This window comes from Methylobacterium trifolii, from assembly GCF_022179685.1.
GTDB classification, from domain to species: domain Bacteria; phylum Pseudomonadota; class Alphaproteobacteria; order Rhizobiales; family Beijerinckiaceae; genus Methylobacterium; species Methylobacterium trifolii.
The window spans coordinates 1-7,033 of the sequence record NZ_BPRB01000330.1 but is presented as its reverse complement, the minus strand read 5'-3'; the positions used below and the strand labels follow the sequence as shown (position 1 = coordinate 7,033).

The 7,033-nt window shown below is 66.2% G+C and carries 7 protein-coding genes; 2 read left to right on the top strand and 5 right to left on the bottom strand.

Annotated elements, in window-relative coordinates; genetic code table 11:
• Positions 1–506 precede the first annotated feature (506 nt).
• Together ssb and curA are read right to left on the bottom strand one after the other, a co-directional pair.
• Positions 507–1,043: a single-stranded DNA-binding protein gene (gene ssb / locus COGEMETH_RS23600; protein ID WP_238185119.1), complete on the bottom strand. Its 537-nt coding sequence runs from the start codon at positions 1,041–1,043 to the stop codon at positions 507–509.
• 218 nt (positions 1,044–1,261) lie between these two features.
• Positions 1,262–2,278, bottom strand: coding sequence for an NADPH-dependent curcumin/dihydrocurcumin reductase (gene curA / locus COGEMETH_RS23595; RefSeq protein ID WP_238185118.1), 1,017 nt, complete (start codon positions 2,276–2,278; stop codon positions 1,262–1,264).
• A gap of 138 nt (positions 2,279–2,416) precedes the next feature.
• Here curA and COGEMETH_RS23590 point away from each other — a divergent pair, with 138 nt between their 5' ends.
• On the top strand, positions 2,417–2,833 hold the full coding sequence (locus COGEMETH_RS23590) for a DUF4174 domain-containing protein (protein WP_238185117.1): 417 nt from the start codon (positions 2,417–2,419) through the stop codon (positions 2,831–2,833).
• Positions 2,834–2,889: 56 nt separating this feature from the next.
• Here COGEMETH_RS23590 and COGEMETH_RS23585 read toward each other — a convergent pair whose 3' ends face one another.
• Positions 2,890–3,378 (bottom strand): hypothetical protein, encoded by a 489-nt coding sequence (locus tag COGEMETH_RS23585; protein ID WP_238185116.1) that lies wholly within the window; start codon positions 3,376–3,378, stop codon positions 2,890–2,892.
• 199 nt (positions 3,379–3,577) lie between these two features.
• On the opposite strand from COGEMETH_RS23585, the gene COGEMETH_RS23580 reads away from it, so the two are divergent.
• Positions 3,578–4,342 carry a phosphodiester glycosidase family protein gene (locus tag COGEMETH_RS23580; RefSeq protein WP_238185120.1) on the top strand — a complete coding sequence of 255 codons (765 nt, stop codon included), beginning with the start codon at positions 3,578–3,580 and terminating at the stop codon, positions 4,340–4,342.
• Positions 4,343–4,529: 187 nt separating this feature from the next.
• Here the strand turns inward: COGEMETH_RS23580 and COGEMETH_RS23575 are convergent, their stop codons facing one another.
• Together COGEMETH_RS23575 and COGEMETH_RS23570 are read right to left on the bottom strand one after the other, a co-directional pair.
• The gene (locus tag COGEMETH_RS23575; RefSeq protein WP_238185115.1) at positions 4,530–4,901 is read right to left on the bottom strand and encodes a hypothetical protein; all 372 of its coding nucleotides are present in this window, start codon (positions 4,899–4,901) and stop codon (positions 4,530–4,532) included.
• Between the two features lie 838 nt (positions 4,902–5,739).
• On the bottom strand, positions 5,740–6,858 hold the full coding sequence (locus tag COGEMETH_RS23570) for an NADH:flavin oxidoreductase/NADH oxidase (protein WP_238185114.1): 1,119 nt from the start codon (positions 6,856–6,858) through the stop codon (positions 5,740–5,742).
• Between the last annotated feature and the right edge of the window lie 175 nt (positions 6,859–7,033).

Sequence of the window (7,033 nt, the reverse complement as noted above, 5' to 3'; positions counted from 1 at the left end):
ACCCTCTCCCGCACGGGCTACCGGGTTCACACATCGTTTTCAGGACGTGCCCTGGCCCGGCCGCCGGCCTCTCCTCCCCCTTGTGGGGAGGAGCCCGAGGTGGGGTGGTGCAGGAGGCACCGCACCGCTCGATCCTGGGCCACCCCCACCCCTACCCCTCCCCACGAGGGTGAGGGGATTCGCGTTCCGGAACAGAGACTTATCCGGCCAAGGACAAAGTGTGAATCCGGTAGCCCGCACGGGAGAGGGGGCCGACCGGCGCTTCGAGCGACCTGTCCGGTTCCCCCGCGCAGACGTGTGGACCCGACAGCCTTCATCGTAGAGTCTTCGAAGACGGGCTCCTTCGAGGGCTTCGCTCCGCGCCTTCAAGATGGTGGAGGGATCGGACGAGACCGACCGGGCACGCCCCCATCCCATGAGGACCCTGCAAACGGAGACGGACCGGATCGTTCGATCCGGTCCGCGCGTGTGATGTCCGTAAATGCCGATCCCCGAAGGGGCGTCGCCTAGAACGGGATGTCGTCGTCCAGATCGTAGTTGGGGCGCCCGCCGCCGCCCGAGCCCGAGCCCGAGCTTGCCGGCGCCGGACGCCGGTCTCCGCCCTGGGAGCGGCCGCCGCCGAAATCGCCGCCGCGGCTCACCTGTCCGCCGCCCTCGTCGTCGGCGCCCATCTCGCCGCCGCCACCGCCGCCGCGGCCGTCGAGGATCGTCATCTCGCCGCGGAAGCGCTGCAGCACCACCTCGGTGGTGTACTTCTCGACGCCGGAATTGTCCGTCCACTTCCGGGTCTGGAGCTGGCCCTCGATGTAGACCTTCGAACCCTTGCGCAGGTACTGCTCGGCCACGCGGGCGAGGTTGTCGTTGTAGATCACGACCGAGTGCCACTCGGTCTTCTCCTTACGCTCGCCGCTCGCCTTGTCCTTCCAGGACTCGGAGGTGGCCAGACGCAGGTTGCACACGGGGTCGCCGGAGCCGAGGCGGCGCATCTCGGGGTCGCGCCCGAGATTGCCCACCAGGATCACCTTGTTCACGCTGCCCGCCATCGCTCTCTCCTTGCCGTATCGGATCTCACAGGGCCGTCGTTCGCCATCAGCCCGCGGGGCGTCCTTGATGCACGCGGGCGCCGGCGGCGGCAACGCGCCGCCCCGGCTTGTTCCCGGAACGCACATGCCGGGACGATAGCGTTTGTTCTATCTCTGTTCTTGATGGGTCGCAAGAATGGGCCTGCCACCACGGTCTCTCCCGATCGGGCCTTCGCGCTTCACGACACGTGGACGATGAGCTTGCCGAAGTTGCGGCCCTTCAACAGCCCGATGAAGGCCTCCGGCGCGTTCTCCAGGCCCTCGACCACATCCTCCCGGTACGTCACCCGGCCCTCCTTCAGCCAGCCGCCCACGTCGCGCAGGAAGGCCTCGATCTGGTCGGAGAAGTCCCAGACGATGAAGCCCTGGATGCGCAGGCGCTTGGTCAGCACCATTCGCATCAGCGTCGGGCTGCGGTCGGGGCCGGGGGGCAGTTCGGTGGCGTTGTAGCCGGCCACGAGGCCGCAGACCGGCATCCGCGCGAAGTCGTTGAGGAGCGGCAGCACCGCGTCGAAGACCGGGCCGCCGACGTTCTCGAAATACACGTCGATGCCCTTCGGGCAGGCGGCGGCGAGGCTAGCCGGCAGGTCCTCGCCGCGGTGGTCGACGGCCGCGTCGAAGCCGAGTTCCTCCGTGAGGTAGCGGCACTTGTCCGGCCCGCCGGCGATGCCCACGGCGCGGGCGCCCTTCAGCCGGGCGATCTGCCCGACCAGCGAACCGACGGGGCCTGCGGCGGCGGCCACCACCACGGTCTCGCCGGGCTTGGGCCGGCCGATGGTGAGGAGGCCCGTATAGGCCGTCATGCCGGGCATGCCGAGGATGCCGAGCGCCGTCGTCGGCGGGGCGAGCGCCGGGTCGATCCGCTGCAGGCCCGTGCCATCGGAGGTCGAAAAATCCTGCCATCCGCCGAAGGCGGAGACGAGGCTGCCCACGGGAAAATCCGGGTTGTCGGATTCCACCACCTCGCTCACGGTGCCGCCGGTCATCGGCTCGCCGATGGCGACGGGGGCGGCGTAGGATTTGGCCGCGCTCATCCGGCCGCGCATGTAGGGATCGAGGGAGAGCCAGCGGGTGCGCAGCAGGACCTCGCCCGCGCGCACGCTCGGCACCCGGCTCTCCTCCAGGCGGAAATGGGCGGGCGTCGGCTCGCCGTGCGGGCGGGAGGCCAGCACGATGCGGCGGTTCATGGCGGCCATGGGGTGTCCTTTCGGCTTGCCGGTCCGGGGACGGGCTCAGGGCTGATCTGGGGCTGTGCGGGGACGGGGACACCCGGCCGGGCGATCCTTTGCGCGCCGCCGGCGTTTCCCGGTCCGGCGGCAAGCGGGAGATGCTGGATGAGATCGGCACTGATCGGCATGGCGGGGCTCGTGCTGGCGCTCGCCGGCGGCCGGGACGGGGGGGCGAGCGAGGGCGACCCCTTGCGGGCCTATCGCGGGACCCGGCGCGTGCTGGTGCTGTCCGCACCGAACGCGGACGACCCGCGGTTAGGCGCCCAGCGGCAGGCCCTCGCCTCCGCCCGGCCCGGCCTGACCGAGCGCGACCTTCTGGTGGTCGAGGCGATCGGCCCGGGGAGCCAGGCCTCCAGCCTGCGCCGGGCCCTCGACCTGCCGGCGGGCGCCTTCCGCGCCGTGCTCGTCGGAAAGGACGGGGGCGCCAAGCTCACGTCCCCCGAGCCGATCCCGCCGCAGGCCCTGTTCTCCACCATCGACGCGATGCCGATGCGGCGCGACGAGATGCGGAGCCAGCGCTAACCGACAAATGAAAAAGGGCCGCCCGAAGGCGGCCCCGTCGTCACGTCTCGGCCCGGTCAGTAGCAGCGCTGGACCAGGACCCGCTGATAGCCGTAGGGCGTCCAGCGGGTGCGCGGGACGGTGTAGCAGCCGCCGCCGCCGCCGTAGCCGTAATCGTAGCCGCCATAGGCCGCCGGGGCATAGCCGTAGCCGTAGCCCGGATAGCCGTAACCGCCGCCATAGCCACCGTAGAGGCCGCCGGCCGCCAGACCGAGGCCGACCCCGAGGCCCAGGCCGCCGAGGCCATAGCCGTACCCGCCGCGGCGATAGCCGCCGCCATATCCGCCGCGGTAGCCGCCGAAGCCGCCGCGGTATCCACCGCCGAAGCCCGCACCGCGGAACCCACCACCGAAGCCGCCGCCGCGGAACCCGCCGCCGCCGAAGCCGCCCCCATGGAACCCGCCGCCGTGGAAGCCACCACCGCCGAAGCCGCGCGCATCGGCGCTGGCCGGCAGCATCGCGAGCGCACCGGCCATCAGGGCCGATGCCAGAACAACACGCTTCATCACGAATCTCCGAAGAATCTGAACGCCCCAGTGATGCAAGAACGCTCAGGCCACCTGAACGGTTCATGCACGGCCTGCGGCATCGGCGCCGCCCGCGCGCGCCAGGACGCAGCCCGTCTCGGATTCAGCTTGAAAAGCGCCGGAATCTGCGGTGAGGAAGCCGTCGAGCCCCTCGAAGGCGCCCCTGGCGGACCTCACGATGATGTTACGGACGGTTCGCGCCCTCCTGTTCGCCCTGTCGCTGACGGTCGGCCTAGGCGCCCCCACGAGCCGGGCCGCCCCGGCCACGCCCGCGCCCGGCCCCTGTTCCAGCGTCCAGTCCGGCCCCGAGACTTTTACGGTCTGCGTGGTGGACCTGAAGCGCCAGAGGGTGCGGCTGTTCTGGCTCGGCCAAGACGGGCTTCCCTATTCGTCGCTCGGCAACCTCGCCGAGAAGCAGGGCCCGCGTCTGGCCTTCGCGATGAATGCCGGCATGTACGACAAGGGCCAGGCGCCGGTCGGCCTCTACGTCGAGGACGGGCGCGAGATGAAGGGAGTCTCCACCGCCAACGGCCCCGGCAACTTCCACCTCAAGCCCAACGGCATCTTCTACGTGAAGGGCGACCGCGCCGGCATCCTCGACACGCCCCGCTACCTCAAGGCCCGGCCCAAGCCCGACTTCGCCACCCAGTCCGGGCCGATGCTGGTCATCGACGGGCACATCCACCCCAAAATCTCGACGGACGGCCCCTCCCAGAAGATCCGCAACGGCGTCGGCGTGCGCGACGACGGGCACACGGCGGTGTTCGCGATCTCCGAGCGCCCGGTGACGTTCGGCGCCTTCGCCCGCCTGTTCCGGGACGACCTCGGCTGCCGCAACGCCCTGTTCCTCGACGGCAGCGTGTCGAGCCTCTACGCGCCGAACCTGGGCCGATCGGACCTCAGCCGGCCGCTGGGGCCGTTGGTGGGGGCGGTGGCGCGGTGAGGGGGGGCTAGTTAAAATTCGACTTGGCTCGCCCGGCCGCTATCGACCCGACTCAGACCTTCAGAAGGTCTACTTATCGCCGATCTGGTCGGCCCCAGATGATCAAGGCTGACGCATCATCGACGATAAAAATGTCTTTACTGCACAGCATAGAACATCGAGAAGTTTCCAATCAAAGCGACTTACATCAACGGTGAGAAATATTAACGCCAGGTCCAGTCATATTGCTAAAAAAGCGATCAGCTCCAGCCAAGCTTTTATCTGACGATCGCCCAGTTATGCTCTCTTCAAATTTGGTAATAGCGTTCAAAACCTTATAAACTGTATTATTGTCGAATTTAGATGCTGAAAGTCCGGCCTCTTTCTCAACGGCTTCGATTGATTTTAGTGTTACAGAACGAACCGATTCGTCTTTCTCGCTTTCAAACACGTCCGAAAAAATATCCTTACCGCCCTTTTCAAGATGAGGCGACCCCTTAAAGTATCTTGTAAGGTAATATGCTATATTTCGAGCTTGCTCATCGTTAAATCCAGTGATTATTTTCGAAAAATCTATCATGATGTCACCCGAATTTTATTACATCAAACGCCACGGTCGGCACGTCGGCAACTATGTATTCCTGTGACAGTGGGTTAGCTTTTGCTCTCACTGGGACAGCCTGAACGTAAGATAACACCTCCGCCCGTGGCAGCACACACATGATTGGTCTAAAATGTTCAGGGGGAGCACGCTGGCAAATGGCCCGTATCTCATCCCGCTGATCTGAATTTATTTTACCTCGCTTAAGCATAGCATCTGCACCATGACGAATACCTAAGCGCTTTACCTTTATCAAAGTGCCATGTAGATCCCCGCTTTTTACTTCTCGATTTAAATCTAGATATATTTGCAAGGGAGAAGAACTTGGCGGGACAGTAAATATTGGAGAATTTAAATCCGATCCGAAATACGGTGTGCACCAAGTGTAATGGTACCCGCCATAAAATTGAATATTAATATTGTAAGCTAAGAACGTCATAGTTGAATATAGAATTGGTCTATCAATAATTACCGCGGACATTTAAGAGCCTCGTGATATACACTATGATTTATACGAGGGGCATAAACACACGCCCATGCTTGGCCAAAATAAGACCAGGGTTCTGTCGCGCGGTCAAGATTGGTAATCCTGCGATACACGGCACCGTGTCAGTGAAGGCATTTATAAAAGTAGAGTGCTCATTGTTTTATGCGCCTCGGCGCAGGGCATAGAGCCTACTGAGCGGCTGCTATGAGCGTGAGGCCAAACGCCCGTTTCTGGGTGTCGACCTAATTACCGTTATCCACCCGTTGCAGACCATCCAGCCAAATTTCAAACTCAAGACACCATCGGCCCCAGTGCAACGGGCGGCCCGCCTCATCGCTGCCCGAACGCCGTATCCTTGAACAGGTCCTTGTACTCGCGCGGCTGTGAGCGCCAGTACTGCCGGGGCGCCCGCACCGTCTCGCCGAGCGCGGCGGCTGCGTGCCAGGGCCAGCGGGGATCGTAGAGCATGGCGCGGGCCAGCGAGATCGCGTCGGCCTTGCCCTCCGCCAGGATCGCCTCGGCCTGCGCGGCCTCTGTGATGAGGCCCACCGCGATGGTGGTGAGCCCGGTCTCGGCCTTGATCCGCTCGGCGAAGGGCACCTGGTAGCCGGGGCCGAGCGTGATCGCCTGCTTGGGCGAGACGCCGCCGCTGGAGACGTGGATGGCGGGCGAGCCCGCCCGCTTGAGGCGGTGGGCCAGTTCCACGGTCTCGTCGATGTCCCAGCCGTCCTCGACCCAGTCGGTCGCCGAGACGCGCAGCCAGACCGGGCGGCCGGCCGGCACCACCTCGCGCACCGCCTCGTAGATCTCCAGGGGGAAGCGCATCCGGTTCTCCAGGCTGCCGCCGTAGGCATCGGTGCGCCGGTTGGCGAGCGGCGAGAGGAACTGGTGCAGCAGGTAGCCGTGGGCGCCGTGCAGCTCCACCGCCTCGATGCCGAGGCGCACGGCGCGGCGGGCGGTGGCGACGAAATCGGCGCGGATGCGCTTCAGGTCGGCCGCGTCGAGGGCGTGCGGGGCCACCTCGCCGTCCCCGTGCGGGACGGGCGAGGGCGCCTCGGTGCGCCAGCCATAGGGGGCTTCGGGCGGAATCTGCTGCCCACCGGCCCAGGGGGCCTCGCTCGACGCCTTGCGGCCGGCATGGGCGATCTGGATGCAGACCGGGATCGGCGCATACTCGCGCACCGCGCCGAGCACCCGGGCCAGCGCCCGCTCGCAGCCGTCCGAGTAGAGGCCGAGGTCCCAGGCGGTGATGCGGGCCTCGGCCGAGACGGCGGTGGCCTCCAGGGTCAGCAGGCCGGCCCCCGACATGGCCAGATGCCCGAGATGCATCATGTGCCAGTCCGTGGCCTCGCCGTCGCGGGCCGAGTACTGGCACATCGGCGCGATCAGGATGCGGTTGTCGAGGTGCAGGGCGTCCAGCGTCAGCGGTTCGAACAGGCGGGCGGTCATCGGCGGCTCCGAAACGTGGATACAGATCGCGTAACTAAAGGAATCTCGATCGGCGCGCGTCCCTCCCCCCTCTGCGGGGGAGGGTGGCCCGCGAAGCGGGTCGGGAGAGGGGAGCGCCCTCTCCGGATACGGCGCTCCCCTCTCCCGACCCTCGCTCACGCGAGGCCCACCCTCC